17 protein-coding genes and 4 tRNA genes are annotated in these 14,476 nt (G+C 64.4%); 8 read left to right on the top strand and 13 right to left on the bottom strand.

Annotated elements, in window-relative coordinates:
- The 6 genes from A2J02_RS13285 to A2J02_RS13260 form a co-directional block, all read right to left on the bottom strand.
- Window positions 1-237 (bottom strand): MaoC/PaaZ C-terminal domain-containing protein (locus A2J02_RS13285; RefSeq protein WP_269454984.1); only part of this gene is annotated, 237 nt, incomplete at its 3' end.
- An 86-nt stretch (window positions 238-323) separates the two neighbouring features.
- Window positions 324-1,136: a polysaccharide pyruvyl transferase family protein gene (locus A2J02_RS13280; RefSeq protein ID WP_068050609.1), complete on the bottom strand. Its 813-nt coding sequence runs from the start codon at window positions 1,134-1,136 to the stop codon at window positions 324-326.
- Window positions 1,137-1,256: 120 nt separating this feature from the next.
- The gene (gene msrB, locus A2J02_RS13275; RefSeq protein WP_068050608.1) at window positions 1,257-1,685 is read right to left on the bottom strand and encodes a peptide-methionine (R)-S-oxide reductase MsrB; all 429 of its coding nucleotides are present in this window, start codon (window positions 1,683-1,685) and stop codon (window positions 1,257-1,259) included.
- A 27-nt stretch (window positions 1,686-1,712) separates the two neighbouring features.
- Window positions 1,713-2,951, bottom strand: a complete 1,239-nt coding sequence (locus A2J02_RS13270; RefSeq protein ID WP_068050607.1) for a glycosyltransferase family 87 protein — start codon at window positions 2,949-2,951, stop codon at window positions 1,713-1,715.
- 63 nt (window positions 2,952-3,014) lie between these two features.
- Window positions 3,015-4,577, bottom strand: coding sequence for an alpha/beta hydrolase (locus A2J02_RS13265; protein ID WP_068050606.1), 1,563 nt, complete (start codon window positions 4,575-4,577; stop codon window positions 3,015-3,017).
- A 46-nt stretch (window positions 4,578-4,623) separates the two neighbouring features.
- Complete coding sequence (locus A2J02_RS13260; protein WP_068050605.1) at window positions 4,624-5,412, bottom strand: pyrimidine reductase family protein; 789 nt, start codon at window positions 5,410-5,412, stop codon at window positions 4,624-4,626.
- 34 nt (window positions 5,413-5,446) lie between these two features.
- Here A2J02_RS13260 and zapE point away from each other — a divergent pair, with 34 nt between their 5' ends.
- The gene (zapE, locus tag A2J02_RS13255; protein ID WP_068050604.1) at window positions 5,447-6,460 is read left to right on the top strand and encodes a cell division protein ZapE; all 1,014 of its coding nucleotides are present in this window, start codon (window positions 5,447-5,449) and stop codon (window positions 6,458-6,460) included.
- Window positions 6,461-6,467: 7 nt separating this feature from the next.
- Here the strand turns inward: zapE and A2J02_RS13250 are convergent, their stop codons facing one another.
- The 7 genes from A2J02_RS13250 to A2J02_RS13220 form a co-directional block, all read right to left on the bottom strand.
- Window positions 6,468-6,995 (bottom strand): GNAT family N-acetyltransferase, encoded by a 528-nt coding sequence (locus A2J02_RS13250; protein ID WP_068050603.1) that lies wholly within the window; start codon window positions 6,993-6,995, stop codon window positions 6,468-6,470.
- Window positions 6,992-7,444 carry a hypothetical protein gene (locus tag A2J02_RS13245; RefSeq protein ID WP_068050602.1) on the bottom strand — a complete coding sequence of 151 codons (453 nt, stop codon included), beginning with the start codon at window positions 7,442-7,444 and terminating at the stop codon, window positions 6,992-6,994. The genes A2J02_RS13250 and A2J02_RS13245 overlap by 4 nt, the downstream gene beginning before the upstream one ends.
- A 16-nt stretch (window positions 7,445-7,460) precedes the next feature.
- The gene (locus A2J02_RS13240) at window positions 7,461-8,168 is read right to left on the bottom strand and encodes an alpha/beta hydrolase family protein (RefSeq protein WP_068050601.1); all 708 of its coding nucleotides are present in this window, start codon (window positions 8,166-8,168) and stop codon (window positions 7,461-7,463) included.
- Complete coding sequence (locus A2J02_RS13235; protein ID WP_231893985.1) at window positions 8,161-8,445, bottom strand: hypothetical protein; 285 nt, start codon at window positions 8,443-8,445, stop codon at window positions 8,161-8,163. The genes A2J02_RS13240 and A2J02_RS13235 overlap by 8 nt, the downstream gene beginning before the upstream one ends.
- A 126-nt stretch (window positions 8,446-8,571) precedes the next feature.
- A tRNA-Val gene (locus A2J02_RS13230) sits at window positions 8,572-8,646 on the bottom strand.
- Window positions 8,647-8,683: 37 nt separating this feature from the next.
- A tRNA-Cys gene (locus A2J02_RS13225) sits at window positions 8,684-8,754 on the bottom strand.
- 17 nt (window positions 8,755-8,771) lie between these two features.
- A tRNA-Gly gene (locus A2J02_RS13220) sits at window positions 8,772-8,843 on the bottom strand.
- Between the two features lie 242 nt (window positions 8,844-9,085).
- Here A2J02_RS13220 and A2J02_RS13215 point away from each other — a divergent pair.
- The 7 genes from A2J02_RS13215 to A2J02_RS13185 all read left to right on the top strand — a co-directional run.
- Window positions 9,086-9,157, top strand: a tRNA-Val gene (locus tag A2J02_RS13215).
- A 116-nt stretch (window positions 9,158-9,273) separates the two neighbouring features.
- Window positions 9,274-9,675, top strand: a complete 402-nt coding sequence (locus tag A2J02_RS13210) for a TIGR02611 family protein (protein ID WP_068050610.1) — start codon at window positions 9,274-9,276, stop codon at window positions 9,673-9,675.
- A 102-nt stretch (window positions 9,676-9,777) separates the two neighbouring features.
- Entirely contained in the window at window positions 9,778-11,838 is a 2,061-nt protein-coding gene (gene thrS, locus A2J02_RS13205; RefSeq protein ID WP_068050600.1) for a threonine--tRNA ligase, read from the top strand.
- A 2-nt stretch (window positions 11,839-11,840) separates the two neighbouring features.
- A complete protein-coding gene (locus tag A2J02_RS13200; RefSeq protein ID WP_032397953.1) occupies window positions 11,841-12,383 on the top strand; it encodes an HIT family protein in 543 nt (180 codons plus the stop codon).
- 25 nt (window positions 12,384-12,408) lie between these two features.
- Window positions 12,409-13,092: a phosphatidylinositol phosphate synthase gene (gene pgsA, locus A2J02_RS13195; protein ID WP_068050599.1), complete on the top strand. Its 684-nt coding sequence runs from the start codon at window positions 12,409-12,411 to the stop codon at window positions 13,090-13,092.
- Window positions 13,089-13,994, top strand: a complete 906-nt coding sequence (locus A2J02_RS13190; RefSeq protein WP_068050598.1) for a phosphatidylinositol mannoside acyltransferase — start codon at window positions 13,089-13,091, stop codon at window positions 13,992-13,994. The genes pgsA and A2J02_RS13190 overlap by 4 nt, the downstream gene beginning before the upstream one ends.
- Window positions 13,991-14,476, top strand: a 486-nt coding sequence (locus tag A2J02_RS13185) for a glycosyltransferase family 4 protein (protein ID WP_156516216.1), incomplete at its 3' end; no start/stop codon positions are given. The genes A2J02_RS13190 and A2J02_RS13185, both read left to right, overlap by 4 nt.

Genomic DNA, 14,476 nt, shown 5'->3' with positions numbered 1-14,476 from the left:
GTAGATCTGCCAGTTGAGCATCGATACCAGGGACAGGCTCAGAAATCCGTGGGCGATGGGTGCGCCGAACGGGCTCTCCTTCTTCGCCCGCTCGACGTCGACGTGGATCCACTGGTGATCGCCCGTGGCGTCGGCGAAGGTGTTGACCCGTTCCTGGGTGATCTGCAGCCAGTCACTGGTGCCGAGGTCTTCCCCGACGGCTGCTTTGATCTGCTCTGGTGAGGTGAAAGTGCGCATACTCACAGTATGCACCGTCGTAATAGGACGTTCGACGGGAACGAGCGCGGCGCGCGATGTTCGGCGTCGTTGTCGGTCTGCTGAATTCAGGCCGTACAGCGCGACGTGAACGGAAAAGCGGCAATCAGATCGTCTTGGATTTCCGTCAGATTCGGGACCGGTCGATAGTCGCTCCGAAGCTGCGCGATCTTGTCGTGATCGCGCGCGAGGTCCGACGAATGCTGAACCGCTTCTCGGTCGAAAACGGAGTAGTAGTCGTCGAATTTGTATCCGTTGCCGCCGATGTCCTGCGTCAGCTCTATCCACGCATTGGGGATACCGAAGGAGTCAGCGACGATCAAGCCGTGCAGACTCGTCGACATCACGAAGTCACATGCGGTGATGTCGGCGATGACCTTGGCCGGCTTTCGGGACGGGTCGATCAACGTCACGTTCTTTTCTCGCGCAAGCGCAAGCACTACGGGATCCTTCTTGTGCACCCAGTGGTAGACGAGACCGATTCGTCCAGGTACCCGCGGGGAGCGTGAATAGACCCTGTTCGCCAACAGCCCGGGGTCCCCGACCGCGACCTTGCGCTCGGACTTGATGCGATTCGATGACAGATGCCCGCGCACAGCGTAGAAGTCGAAGTCGGGGTAGCTGAAGTCTTTTTCGTGGGCAGTCTCGCTGAGCATGAATTCCGAACCCCAGACCTTGAGATCCTTCTGCGCCTGCATGAGCTGGACCATTTCGAGAGTGGAACCTGCTCCGATCATGTCGCTTCGCTTCGCACGACGCCAGGAACATTTCTGCCCGAACAGTGATTTCACCAGTTCGGGCGTCAATTCGTCGCCGAAATTGGGTCTGACGCCGGTGAGTTTTACCTGACGCCACCAGAATGTTTTGATCGAAGTGGCCATGACGGTAAATTTACCTTATGCATAGGTAATCAAAGGTAAATTTACCGGTCTGGGCTCCATTTCGATGTATCTGTAGCTCGTGGTGCGTTCAGCGCGGCGACACCCAAGTGTCCTGTCCGATCAGGATGCAGGCTTGAGCGTCAACGAGATCGAGTTGATGCAGTACCGCTGATCGGTCGGGGTGGGGTAACCCTCGCCCTCGAAGACGTGTCCGAGGTGGCTGTGGCAACTGCGGCAGACGACCTCGACTCGGCGCATTCCCAGTGTGGTGTCTTCCTTCAGGATGACGGCGTCGCTGTCGGCCGGGTCGAAGAAGGACGGCCAGCCGCAGTGCGACTCGAACTTCTCGGTGCTGCGGAACAATTCGGCTCCGCAGGCGCGGCACTCGTAGATACCTTCGGTGGTGGTGTCTGTGTATTCGCCGACGCCGGGGCGTTCGGTGCCTGCCTGCCGCAGCACCGCATACTCCTCGGGGGTCAGCTTCTCGCGCCACTGTGCGTCGGTGAGCTGGACGGCCGGGGCGGAATTGTTGTCGGTTGCTGAACTCATGCTCACACGCTAATACGATTTGTCGGGCTATGCCGTTTTCGCAGGTGGAGCGCTCGGCAGCAGGTAGCTCGGTTCGATTCCGTCGTCGAGTCGTCCTTCGCTTCGGGCGGCGAAATAGCGTCCGACGAGCACGCCGAAGATGACGACGATGAGCAGGGCCCAGCCGAAAGTGGTGCGCAGGTAGTCCAAGGCGCGCCCGGTTTCGATCCAGCGGCCCGACAGCCATCGGTCGTAGTTCATGAACCCGTAGATCGCGAGCCAGGCGGGCCAGTTGCGCAGCAGCGAGTTCTTCAGCACGACGGTCATCAGCAGCGGGAACAGCATCATGGAGTAGTACATCTGACCCAGCGAGCCCAGCAGCCAGTGTGCGGTGAGGATCAAGCCCGAGGTGGTCGCGAAGAAGAACAGACGGTCCTCGCGGCAGTATCGGTAGAGCAGCCACAGTGAGATCAGAACCATGATTCCCAGGACCGCTCGGATTCCGAGGGTGAGGAGTTCGGGAACACCGTAGTAGCGGCCGTTACCGACGACAGCGCTGTTGAAGTAGTCGCGGGTCTGCAGCAGATACGGCAGTGTCCGGTCGATGAAGTTCATCGGATCCACCGACAGCGGCCAGGCGATGGCCATCATCACGACGGGGATGGCGATCGAGGTGATGAAGACCTTCCACTGACGCGTCATCAGCGGAAGCAACAGCAGTGGAGCGAGCATCGGCTTGATCGCCAGAGTCAGACCCATGGCGACACCGGCCGAGAGGTCCTTGCGCTGGAGGAGGAACCCGAGGAAGGCGACCTCGCCGAGGAGTACGAAGCCGTTGAAGTTGGTGAACACCAACGTGTTGGTCACCGTCTCGCTGACGAAGGCGGCCAGCAGCAGCGCAGGGGCCGCGACCGAATCGAGCCGGAATCCGAAGATGCGCAACAGGATGTACAGGGCCAGCAGTATCGCGACCGTGCTGGCGATGATGAACAGCCAGCGGGATCGCTCGGGGTCGATGACTGCGATGGGGGAGAGCAGCATCGTCGCGCTCGGTTGATACAGGTAGTGCGGATCGACCGAGTCGAAGTTCGCCGTGTACACCGGCTGGCGGTTGAGGAATGCCAGGGCGGCGCTGTACACCGGGTTGAAATCGTTGGTGATGTCTCCGTTCACGGCTTTGATCACCACGCGCTGGATGACGGTCATGATGGCGATCGGCCACAGGGCGTACTTGATTACCTCGGCGGTCGTCCGCCCTGACCGCGGCTCCAGAAAGCTAAGTGACACCCGGGAACGGTACCCGAGGCGCTGACCGTACCGGCGAAGGACACCCCGCGATGCGTACCCGACTCAGGCGGGGCAGACGGTGCCGTCGGTCGGAAGCGCGGTGTCTCGTGCGTAGTTCACCGCGGCGCCCTGCAGACACTGAGATCCGCCCAGACTCGGATGCCCGCTGCCCTGCCACGCGGCCGAGGCGACGGCCGCACCGGTTGCCCCGACCAACCCGGTGACCGAGGACAACCCGCCGTTGCCGACGATGGGGTCGCCTGCGTTGGCCAGCACCAACACCGGGACGTCCAGGGAGGTGGGCAGCGGAGTCGACGGCGCAGTCGGCCAGGACGAGCACAGTAGAGCCGTCAGAGCAGCGTCGGTGCCGTAGATCGGATAGCGGTCGTTCCACTGCGACGACAGGTCGCGAACGCCCTGCGGCGACGGCCACTGTTGGCCGTCCGTGCACCGGGACACGAACTGACCGTCGGTGCCGTAGGCGTTCCGACCCCGCTCGGCGAGCGCGGCCAGCGCGGTGGTGTCGGACCCGGCGGCCGAGGAGAGGGCGGTGGAGAGGCCGGTGGCGCGGGACGACGTGTCGCCTGCGGTGGATGCCAGGGCGAAGGTGATGCCGTCGAGAATCTCGTGGGTGGACAGCGGCGAGAATTCGCCACCGGCGGCGCGTAGGAGCAGCTGGGCGACGGCCGCCGTCGGATCGCTGCCGAGGGAGCAGTTCAGCGCGACGCATCGCTGTGCGAACGCAGCGAAGGCTGCTTCCTTGCCCTGTGTCCGTTGTTCGGCCAACGTGATCTGGTCGGCGCCGACTCCGGTCGGTGAATCGAGGATCAGACGTGAGATGTTGGCCGGAAACTTCGCTGCGTAGGCCAACGCGGTGAGCGCGCCGTTGCCCGAACCGATCAGGCCTATCTGTTCCACACCCCAGAGTTGCCGCAGGCGGTCCAGATCGTCCGCCGCGTAGGTGGTTCCGAACGCGAGTTCCTGCGGTTGCAACGTGTCGGTGCATTCGATCGTGGCGTCACGACCGGCGTCGACGGCGCGGTCGACCGTGTCGGCATCGGATCTGGTGAACTGCCCCAGCGCGTCGACCTCGGTTTTGGTCTCAGCGTCGATGCAGTCCACGGCAGTGGATCGGCCGATGCCGCGTCGATCCACCGCGACGATGGGATGAGCCTCGAGCAGCGTCGCGAGCGGTCCGGCGGCCATCGTGGCCAACGTGGCCGTCGAGGACCGATCCGAACCGGACGTCAGCACCAGAGGTCCCGCGTCGGTGGGCGTTCTGTCGAGCCGCGCTCGCAACGCGCCGACGGCGAACGTGCCGAACATCTGTCCACTCGCATCGACGTCGGCTTCGTATTCTGCGCATTCGAGTGTCAGGCCGGGAGTGGTGGCGGTGAGCCCGAACGCCCCGAGTGTGGCTGCGGTGCAGTCGGCCCAGGCCAGATCGGTGGCCGGAACGGCAAGTGCGACCGGTTCCGGTGGCGCCTCTGCCGAGGACTCGGCGGGCTGACCGGGGGAGCGTTGTTCCACCGCGACGTCGGGTCGGATCGACGGGCCGGCACCACAGGCCGCGCACATCGTGGCGAGGACGAGGACCGCGGCGAGCAACGTTGATTTCTGCGTCACCGTGCGAGGCTATCGACTTTTCGATCGATGCCGGGCCGCGCACTGTTCATGGCCGACGCACCCAGCGCGTGAGCAGCGTTCCGTCGGCGTCGCCCAGAACGTGTACCCGGTGCATCGGCGCGTCGGCGGCGTCGGATGCGTGGGCGATACGGCCCGCCTCTCCGGCGACCAGCATCGGCGAGATCGTCAGACACAGATCGTCCGCCGCCCCGTCGGACACGAGCTGTCCGAACAGTCCCGGTCCGCCCTCGCACAGGACGCGGCGAAATCCGAGTTCGCTCAGAGTCGCGACGATGTCGCCGGTCGAGACAGAATCGCCGGTCACCTCGATCACCGTCGCTCCCGCTGCCCGAAGCGCGGCTACCTTCGAGCCGTCCGCCGCCGCCGAGGTCAGCACCACCGGCTGCACTTCGGTGTCGGTGACCAATCGAGAATCCGCGTCGATCGAACCGGAGGCGGTGACCACGACGATCGTCGGAACCGGTGCCAGCCCGGCCGCCACCCGACGTGCCTTCGCTTCGCTGGACAGCGAGACGCCGCCGTAGTTCTCGGCCCGCGCGGTTCCGGCACCGACCAGGACGGCGTCGCACAGTTCTCGCAGGATGCCGAACAGGCGGGCGTCGGCGGGGGTTCCCAGGCCCGCCGACTTACCGTTCGCGGTCACCGATCCGTCGATGCTGGCGACGAAGTTCGTGCGAATCCACGGTCTGTCCACGTCGGTGGGATACGCGTGCAGGGCGCGGACGGCATCGTCGTCGAGTGTCGATCCGACGCTGGGCACGGACTCGGGTGCCTGCTCCGATGTGAAGTAGGTCCCAATATGGAGAAGCTGCATGAGAGAGATCAGACCACGTCGTTACGCTCGGCAAATGCCCGCACGCCTTGTCGACCGAAATCCCGTGGTTCCATCCGATCAGCTGATCGCGCAGATGGTCCCGCCGGCGATGTTCGACGACGTCAGTTTCTCCTCGTACATTCCCGACCCCAAGGAGCCGACGCAGGCTGCTGCGGTTGCGAAGGCCGAGGAGTTCGCGAGCAAGGTGCAGAAGATCCGCGGCAAGGGCAAGCGCGGTCTCTTCGGTAAGAAGACCCCGGCCATCGGTGCGGGCCTGTACCTCGACGGCGGCTTCGGTGTCGGCAAGACTCACTTGCTCGCCTCGATCTATCACAGCGTTCCCGAGCCCAAGGCGTTCGGCACGTTCGTCGAACTCACCCACGTGGTCGGTGCTCTCGGCTTCAACAAGGCGCTCGAGGAACTCTCGAGCCACAGCGTGTTGTGCATCGACGAGTTCGAGCTCGACGATCCCGGCGACACGATGTTGGTCTCGCGGTTGCTCTCCGAGCTCTCGCAGCGCGGGGTATCCATCGTCGCGACGTCCAACACCTTGCCCGGGCAGCTCGGTGAGGGTCGCTTCGCCGCCGAGGACTTCATGCGGGAGATCAAGAAACTCGGCTCCATTTTCGAGTCCATCCGGGTTGACGGCCCCGACTACCGCCACCGCGATCTGCCTCCGGCTCCCGACCCCACCTCGGAGTCCGAGCTGATCGACCGCGCCGACACCGTCGAGGGTGCAACCCTGGACGATTTCGACGAGCTGCTGGCGCATCTGAGCACGTTGCACCCCTCCCGCTACGGCAAGTTGCTCGACGGCATTCCGGCAGTGTTCCTGAAGAACGTGCACCCGGCATCGGATCAAGCCATCGCTCTGCGCCTGGTGGTCCTCGCCGACCGCTTGTACGACGCGGGCATCCCGGTGACGGCCTCGGGCGGCAAGCTCGACGAGATCTTCACCGAGGAGATGCTGGCCGGCGGCTACCGAAAGAAGTACCTGCGCGCCACCTCGCGTCTGCTGGCACTGTCCCGTTTCGCTGCAGTCGGCTGAGCGGTCGTCACAGCCTCACCTGCATGACGTAATCGTCGTGCGTCTGAACGCCGACGACGAACGTCTTGGTACCCACGATCTCGAATCCGTGTTTGGCGTAGAACTTCTGCGCCCGCACGTTCTGCTGGTTGACGCCCAACCATGCTGTCGCACAACCGGAGTGGCGTGCATGGTCGAGTGACGACGACATCAATCGCCCCGCGGCGCCGCTGCCGTGCTGGGTCGGCTGCACGTAGAGCTTGCTGACTTCCATGGTCGGCTCGGGCGAGAGTGTCGCGCGAATTCCGGGGTCCGCGGGCGGCCCGGACACGAGCATCGCGTAGCCCACGACGTCGGCATCGGCTGTCTCATCGATCAGCACCGTTCTGGCCGCGTCGTCGATGTAGTTCTCGAAGTGCTCGGCCGACAACACGTTCGAGACGAACTGCGCGATGTCCTCGGGCCGGGTTCCCGGCGGGCAGGCGAGGGGAAAGGTCGACGCGGCCACTTCGGCGACGCGACGTGCATCGGCACGTGCTGCCACGCGCACGGTCACAGCAGGTCGACCGCGTTCTTGGCATCGCGCAACGACAGCCCGGTTCGGTCGCGCAGCAGTTTGATGGCCGAGATCGCTTTACCCTCGGATTTCAGTGACTGCAATCGCGGGATCAGATCGTCCCAGGGTGTCGGACCGGCTTGTGCCGCGTCGACGATGGTGGCGGAGGACGGAAACGGCTCGCCGCGCTGGACGCTCTCGATCGCGTTCTTCGCGTCGGCGAGTCCGGCACCCGTTCGTTCACGAAAGACCTTGATGGCCTGAACCTTCTTGTTCGCGGCCAGTAGCGAATGAATGTCTGCGCGGGCGCTCTCGTCGAGACCGATGAGCCTGATGTTGCGCGAGGTCTCCGGGGACGAGCCCGGCTTCTTGCGGGCCAACAGCCACGCCGCGAGCACTGCAGCGTCGACGAGGACCAACGCCACGATGAACCATCCCCAGGTCGGCATGCCTTAGTAGACCACTTCAGCGCGACGGGTCGAAGAGCGGGACGACAACCGACGAATCGGACGTCGGGGCACCGAACAACGAGGCGGCTCCGGCAAGGGTTTTCGTCGCTGCGTCGTACTTCATCGGAGCAAGGTCGTGGCCCGCGCCCTCGATGTCGACGAGCAGAGTGGGAGCCGGGACGAGCGCGAGCGCAGCGCTCAATTCGGTCGTGGTGCCGAAAGGGTCCTTCGTGCCGTGCACCACCACCGTCGGTGTTCGAAGTTCGGGAAGGTGTTGTGTACGAGCCTTGTCCGGCTTGCCCGGCGGGTGCAGGGGATAGGAGGTCAGGACGAGTCCGTCGACGAGACCCGGTCGCTCGGCCGCGATCATGGAGCCCTGCCTGCCACCGTAGGAATGCCCACCGAATGCGATGAATCCAGAGGTCTCGGCGCGGAGGCGGTCGACGGCCGACGCGATTCCGAGCCGATCCTCGGCCGCTCTCGACGGGTGCGGCGGTCCCTTGGGTTTGCGTACTCGAAAAGGAAGGTCGAAACGCAGGACCGTGAATCCGGCTGCCGCCCATACCGACGCGATGCGCTGCAGCAGAGGCGACTCGCAGTTGCCGCCCGCACCGTGCGTGAGAGCGAGGCCGCCCCGCGCGGGTATGGAAGGTGTGTGCAGAAAGGCGACGCCCCCGCCGAGATCGATGTCGGCGGGGGCGTCGGGACCATCGAGTTCAGGCATCGTTCGAGGACGTTACCTTTTCCTGGGCGTCGGCGTGATCGGTGTCAGCAGAGCCGTCGGAGTCGGTGGAGTCCCGGTCATCGGCGTCCACCATCTCGCCGTTGTCGTCGACCATGTCCGCGAAGGCGGTCCCGGCGACGGTGCCGTTGGTTCCCGGCAGTGCGACGGTGGGCCGGGCGCCGGGTCGATAGCGATCGTCGAGGCCCTCCACGGACTTCTTCGCCTCTTCCAGGGTGGCGTCGTCGACTGTGGGTTCGCTCTGAGCATCGTCCGACACGTGAGTGTCCTTCCATCGAAGTGTGTGCGTCATCTCCACTGTGCACTTCTATGGCGTGAATCACCACAATTGATTCGTGAAGCACAAAAAAGACCCCCTCGAAAGGGGGCCTGATCTGTCTTGCTGTGGTGCGCGATACTGGGATTGAACCAGTGACCTCTTCCGTGTCAGGGAAGCGCTCTCCCGCTGAGCTAATCGCGCGTGTCCTCGCAACGGTCTTGCGACCGATGCACTAGCGAGGTGGAGACGGGAATCGAACCCGTGTGCACGGCTTTGCAGGCCGTTGCCTCACCACTCGGCCACTCCACCATGGGTCGAGACCCTCGAGCGGATGACGGGATTCGAACCCGCGACCCTCACCTTGGCAAGGTGATGCGCTACCACTGCGCCACATCCGCATACCCCGGAGGCGCTCACTGCTGGGCAGTTGTTGTCTCCGTGGTGCGGGGAAAACATTAACCCAACGGGAGTGAAACTCACAAATCTCGTGGTCAGCCCCGGAATTGGCACGATCGACGCTGTGAAAGATGTGAAAGCAGAGGCGATGGGAGCTCTGCGAAGGCGGTCCGTGGACGAATTCGGTGATCGGGCAGGCGATTCGGTTCGTCGCGGCACCTCGTGTTAATGTTTTGCCTCGTTCGGTCCCGTGGCTCAGTGGGAGAGCGTCCGCTTCACACGCGGAAGGTCGCTGGTTCGATCCCAGCCGGGACCACAGAAAAGAAGGCCCGCACCGCCCGTCGGTGCGGGCCTTCTTGCGTTCGAGGCCGGTAGCCTGAGCCGGTGAGCACCGAAGAATCGAAGCCTCAGGCCGTCGCCGACCAGGGTCCGATGGACACAGCCAAGGTGAAGCACCGTCGCTTCCGGGCGCGCATCGCCGAGAACAAGTCCCTCGATCTCGCATACCGAATCACGGTCGGTGTCGTCGGAACAGTGGTGTTGGTGCTGGGTGTACTCGCCATTCCCTACCCGGGGCCCGGCTGGTTGATCGTGTTCGCGGGCCTGGGCATCCTGGCGTCGGAATTCGCCTGGGCCAAGAGTGCGCTGCGGTTCGTCCGCAAGAGATACGACGCATTCATGGCGTGGTTCTCGAAGCAATCGATGTTCGTCAAGGGTCTCGGAGTTCTGTTCACCACGGTCGTCGTGCTGGCCACGCTGTGGCTGCTCGGCACGTTCGCGTTGGTCGGGGGCTGGATCGGACTCGAGTGGACGTGGCTCGAGAGCCCGATCTGACGTCACCCGTCGCGCTGAGGCCAATCGAGTGGACCGTTGCCGATAGGCTGTCGGAGGCCTTCCTGGCCAGAAGAATCGATCGAGGAGTACATCGCTGTGAGCATGCCCGTTGTCGCCGCCGTTTCGCCCGCCCGCATCATGGTGCCGGCCGGAACGACGGCAGGTACGGCGCTCCGCGAGACCGGCCTGCCCAACAAGGGACCCGACGCAGTGGTCGTGGTACGCGATCCCGACGGCAAGCTCCGTGACCTGTCGTGGGCACCGGAAAGCGACACCGAGGTCGAGCCCGTTCCGGCGAACACCGAGGACGGACGAAGCGTCATCAGGCACTCGGCCGCGCACGTGTTGGCGCAGGCCGTTCAAGAGCTCTTTCCCGACGCCAAGTTGGGCATCGGACCGTTCATCAAGGACGGCTTCTACTACGACTTCGACGTGAAGCAGCCGTTCACTCCCGAGGATCTGACGGCACTCGAGAAGAAGATGAAGCAGATCGTCAAAGCCGGACAGCGTTTTTCGCGTCGGGTCTACGAGTCGGTGGAGCAGGCCCGCGAGGAGTTGGCCGGCGAGCCGTACAAGCTCGAGCTGATCGACGACAAGTCCGGTATCGACGATCCCGAGGTCATGGAGGTCGGTGGGGGAGAGCTGACCGCCTACGACAACCTCAATCCCCGGACCGGCGAGCGCATCTGGGGCGATCTGTGCCGCGGACCGCACATCCCCACCACCAAGTACGTGCCCGCGTTCAAGCTCACCCGTAGTTCGGCTGCGTACTGGCGCGGCAATCAGGACAACGCCGGACTGCAGCGCATCTACGGAACTGCGTGGGAATCCACCGAAGCACTCGACGCGCATCTCGAACTGCTGGCCGAGGCGGAGCGTCGCGATCACCGCAAGCTCGGCTCCGAGCTGGACCTGTTCAGCTTTCCCGACGAACTGGGCTCCGGTCTGCCGGTGTTCCATCCCAAGGGTGGCATCATCCGGAACGAGCTGGAGAACTACTCGCGGCAGCGGCACATCGAAGAGGGCTACGAGTTCGTCAACACCCCGCACATCACCAAGGGCCATCTCTACGAGGTCTCCGGTCACCTCGACTGGTACCGGGACGGCATGTTCCCGGCGATGCACCTGGACGCCGAGCTCGACGAGAACGGTGACGTGCGCAAGCCCGGCCAGGACTACTACCTCAAGCCGATGAACTGCCCGATGCACAACCTGATCTTCCGTTCCCGCGGCCGCTCGTACCGAGAACTGCCGTTGCGTTTGTTCGAGTTCGGCTCGGTCTACCGCTACGAGAAGTCCGGCGTCATCCACGGTCTCACCCGCGTGCGCGGCATGACCCAGGACGACGCGCACATCTTCTGCACCCGCGAGCAGATGCGGGGCGAGCTCACCAGCACCCTCGAATTCGTTCTCGGGCTGCTCAAGGACTACGGCCTCGACGATTTCTATCTCGAACTCTCCACTCGCAACCCGGAGAAGTCGGTCGGCAGCGACGAAGTCTGGGAAGAGGCAACCAACACCCTCGCCGAGGTGGCGGCGGCGTCGGGCCTGAACCTGGTGCCCGATCCGGGTGGTGCCGCGTTCTACGGACCGAACATCTCGGTGCAGGCCAAGGATGCGCTGGGGCGTACCTGGCAGATGTCGACCATTCAGCTCGACTTCAACCTCCCCGAGCGCTTCGAGCTCGAATACACCGGCTCGGGCGGAACCAAGGAACGCCCGGTGATGATCCACCGGGCTCTGTTCGGTTCCATCGAGCGCTTCTTCGGGGTGCTCACCGAGCATTACGCGGGCGCGTTCCCGGCCTGGCTCGCACCGGTTCAGGTCGTCGGCATCCCGGTTGCCGAGGTCTACCAGGATCACTTGTTCGCGGTGGTGAACGAACTGAAGAAGCGTGGAGTGCGCGCCGAGGTCGATGCCAGCGACGATCGGATGCAGAAGAAGATCTTCAACCAGACGGCGCAGAAGGTCCCCTTCATGCTTCTCGCCGGCGAACGCGACGTCGAAGCCGGAGCCGTGAGCTTCCGATTCCGGGACGGCACCCAGGTCAACGGCGTCCCGGTGGCGCAGGCGATCACGATCGTGACCGACTGGATCTCTCAGCGCAACAACGCATCACCGACCGCCGAGCTCGTGCAGACCGACCCCGCAGGAGTGAGCTGATCATGTCGGAACAGGACGAGTCGATCGTCGTCACCGGGGCCGGTGAGCCCGATCGGCTGCAGCGACTGTGGACACCGCACCGGATGTCCTACATCGCCGAGGCTCCGCAGGGCTCGGCGAAGTCGAACGAGCCGTTCTCCGACATTCCCAAGATGAGCGACGAGGACGGACTCGTCGTCGCACGAGGCGAATCGGTGTACGCGGTACTCAACCTGTACCCCTACAACCCCGGCCACGCGATGATCGTGCCGTACCGCCGCGTCGCGGCACTGGAAGACCTCACACCTGCGGAGAGCGCCGAGTTGATGGCATTCACGCAGCAGATGATTCGCGTCATCAAGCGAGTGTCACGTCCGCACGGCTTCAATGTCGGACTCAATCTCGGTGCTGCCGCAGGCGGATCGCTGGCCGAGCACCTGCATCAGCACATCGTGCCCCGGTGGGGCGGCGACGCGAACTTCATCACCGTGATCAGCGGTGCGAAGGTGATGCCGCAGTTGCTCCGTGACACTCGGGCCCTGCTCGCGTCGGCCTGGAACGAATGAACCACAGGCGAGAGGAGCACGCGCCGTGCTGAGCATTTTCGGCCGTGCGCCGGTGTCGAAGGTGACCGCGCCGCTCGGGCGTGCCCTCAACAGCACCGGGCTGACCCCCAACTCCGTGACGATCATCGGCACCGTCGTCACCGTCACGGCCGCGGTCACGATGTACCCCGCCGGCTACCTGTGGTGGGGTTCGGTCGTCATCACCCTGTTCGTGTTGTTCGACATGCTCGACGGGGCCATGGCGCGGGCTCGGGGCGGTGGCACCAAGTACGGTGCCGTCCTCGACGCGACGTGCGATCGAGTGGCCGACGGTGCGATCTTCGGCGGCTTGGCCTGGTGGGCGGTGTACTCCGAGCAGGACAAACTACTGCTCGTTGCCACCCTGATCTGTCTGGTCACCTCCCAGGTGATCTCGTACGCCAAGGCACGCGCCGAGGCCAGCGGACTCTCGGCCGACGGGGGGTGGATCGAACGTCCCGATCGCCTGGTCATCGTGCTCGTCGGTGCCGGATTCACCGGCGTCGGACGGCATTTCGACATTCCGTGGTTGGACAGCGTGATCTACCCGGCGATGTGGATTCTCGCCGTGCTCAGTGTCGTGACCGTGTTCCAGCGCGTTCTCGCGGTCCGCGGATCCGAGGGTGCTCGCGACATCATCGTGCCTCCGGTGGCACCGGCATCCGGCGACGGCGACGTGGCCGCGTCGTGAATCTCTCCGACAGGGCGAGCGACGCGGGCTATGCGGCCGGTTGGCGACTCGTCCGTTCTCTACCCGAGCCGGTGGCGCGACGCCTGTTCGATCGCGGTGCCGACTTCGCAGCGACGCGAGGCGGTGGCCCGGACCAGTTGCGTCGCAATCTCGCTCGAGTCCTGGGGACCACTCCCGCCGAGGTGCCCGACGAGCTGATCCGCGACAGCGTTCGCTCCTACGCCCGTTACTGGCGCGAGGCGTTTCGGTTGCCGTCGATGGATCTTGCTGCACAGGCCGCCGTCATCGATCGGTGCGTGAACGGCAAGGAACATCTCGAGGGTGCACTCGCCGCCGGTAAGGGAGTGGTGCTGGCATTGCCGCACAGCGGCAATTGGGACATGGCCGGAATGTGGCTGGTGCGCACGCACGGTGGACTCTCGACCGTCGCCGAACGGCTGAAGCCGGAATCTCTGTACCAGCGATTCGTCGCCTATCGGGAGAGCCTGGGCTTCGAGATCTTTCCGCTCAGCGGTGGCGAGCAACCGCCGCTTCTCGCATTGTCCGAGAGACTGCGCCAGAACAAGGTGGTCTGCCTGCTCGGCGAGCGCGACCTCGCCAAGCACGGGGTACCGGTCACCTTCTTCGGTGAACCGACCAGGATGCCCGCCGGTGCCGCGAAACTCGCGATCGACACCGGAGCGACGCTGTTGCCGGTACACGGCTATTTCGACGGCGACGGCTGGGGCTTCGACATTTCGCCTGCAGTGGACGTCTCGGCCGGAGTCGGTCCTGCCACCCAGACGTTGGCCGATCACTTCGCTGCCGGCATCCGAGCGCATCCGGCGGACTGGCACATGCTGCAACCGTTGTGGATGAGCGACTGGTCGGCCGAGCGACGTGCCCGAATCGAGGGCGCGTGAAGATCGGCATGGTGTGCCCGTACTCGTTCGACGTTCCCGGTGGAGTGCAGGCGCACGTTCAGCAGCTGGCCGAGGTGTTCATCGAACGCGGACATCGCGTCAGTGTCCTGGCTCCGGCGTCGGACGACGTCGAGTTGCCGGATTTCGTGGTGTCGGCGGGCGAGGCGCTCGCCATTCCCTACAACGGATCCGTCGCGCGGCTTCGATTCGGGCCGATCACGTATTCCCGAATCCGTAAGTGGATCTCCGACAACGATTTCGACGTGCTGCACATCCACGAACCGAACGCGCCCAGCCTGTCGATGTTGGCGCTCAAGGCCGCGGACGGACCGATCGTGGCAACCTTCCACACCTCGACGACGAAGTCCTTGGTGCTCAGCACCTTTCAGGGTGTGCTGCGGCCGTATCACGAGAAGATCAGCGGACGTATAGCTGTCTCGGAACTCGCCCGACGCTGGCAGGTCGAGGCCCTCGGCTCCGAC

Source organism: Rhodococcus sp. EPR-147 (genome assembly GCF_001647185.1).
GTDB lineage: Bacteria > Actinomycetota > Actinomycetes > Mycobacteriales > Mycobacteriaceae > Rhodococcoides.
This window is presented reverse-complemented; position numbering and strand designations above follow the sequence as displayed.